The 1,341-nt window shown below is 37.8% G+C and carries 1 protein-coding gene; it reads left to right on the plus strand.

The features are described 5' to 3' along the window. Window positions 1-370: 370 nt before the first annotated feature. Window positions 371-565, plus strand: coding sequence for a hypothetical protein (locus ACUVJL_RS19850; protein ID WP_445247409.1), 195 nt, complete (start codon window positions 371-373; stop codon window positions 563-565). Window positions 566-1,341 lie beyond the last annotated feature (776 nt).

The following is a 1,341-nucleotide window of genomic DNA, read 5'->3' on the forward strand; positions in this document are numbered from 1 at the left end:
AAAAGATAATTAGCAATTGGTATGAAGTACAACGGAATATGTTCACGTTAGTTGTACGTGAGCATATTTTTGCCAACCTTAGCAGTGATATCATTATCTATAATTCATAGATGATGTTTTTTGTCAATGCGTAAGTCCTACTAAGATTGCTGAACAGCAAATTAATACTCAGGAGCTTTTAGAGAATGTAGAAGCGATCGGGACTCGGACAACTTACACCTGCCCTGAATGCAACGGCAGCATCTGGCAAGTTGACAAATCAGAGCCGCTGCGGTTTCGCTGTCACACGGGACACTCCTTTACGGCTGATACATTTCTGGCAGAGCAAACTCAGAATTTGGAGAAGGCGTTATGGTCGGCAGCTCGAATAATGGAGGAAAAGGTCATATTTTTCCGTCAAATGTCTGAGCGAATGGGAAATTACAATTTACAAAGTGCGGCAGCAAAATACGCAGATCACGCCAAAAGCCTGGATGCCGAAGTATCACTGATTCGAGGCATCATTCTCAACGGCTTTGCGACAAAACGAACCATTGTCGAAACAGATGAAGAGCAGCCACAGTAACTCAACCTCGATAAAGTTTTCTTTCCACCCAGCAATACGTTTAACGAGTGTTTTACAGCGGCGTAAAAATTTACTCATCAAGGCTGAGAACTTATTACTTTAGACAACTGAGAAATGTGACGAGAATGTTCTAGAGGTATAGTATATTTAGGCTCATTTAAATTTAATTTAATTGTGTTATTTTGATATTAAAGTTGATTTCTTAGTCAATTTATCCAACTTTGAGTTGCTGGAAATTTGATTAAATCAAATCCGCTAGAAATTCACCCGGTTCTCTTTCTCAAACAGGAATACGCCCGTTAGGAGGTTTCAGCAAAAACTCAGTTATTCGACTTTATCCTTTGAGAATATCAATTTGAACCCCGCAAATGAAATATAGCAATCCTAAATCATTTGTGAATTTCTTACTCCCGGACCGCGGGTTCGGGCAGGGTTGGGGTGGGGTAAAAAATTTACGACTAATTTACGATTGCTATATTAAACTGAGTTAAAGCAAACGAATTTTGTAACAATTGCCACAGGGAGAATATTAGTAAAGTTTCAAGATGAGTATTTTTTTTATTTACCGCAGAGAACACAGAGCACGCAGAGTTAAGAAATAAAGAGAAGTTCACAAGTTATTATTGTAGCATTTGGGGTAAGCTGTTCGACATCTAAACTGCATTAACTAAGTTACCTTTATTTTTTATTTTTCGGTTCCATTTCATAATTAGTCCTCCTTCATTTAACAGTTTATGTAACAGTGCTTCTAGTTTTTCAATGGATTCAAATAATCT

Origin of the sequence: Microcoleus sp. OTE_8_concoct_300 (assembly GCF_031383065.1) — a bacterium.
Taxonomy (GTDB): Bacteria; Cyanobacteriota; Cyanobacteriia; order Cyanobacteriales; family Microcoleaceae; genus Microcoleus.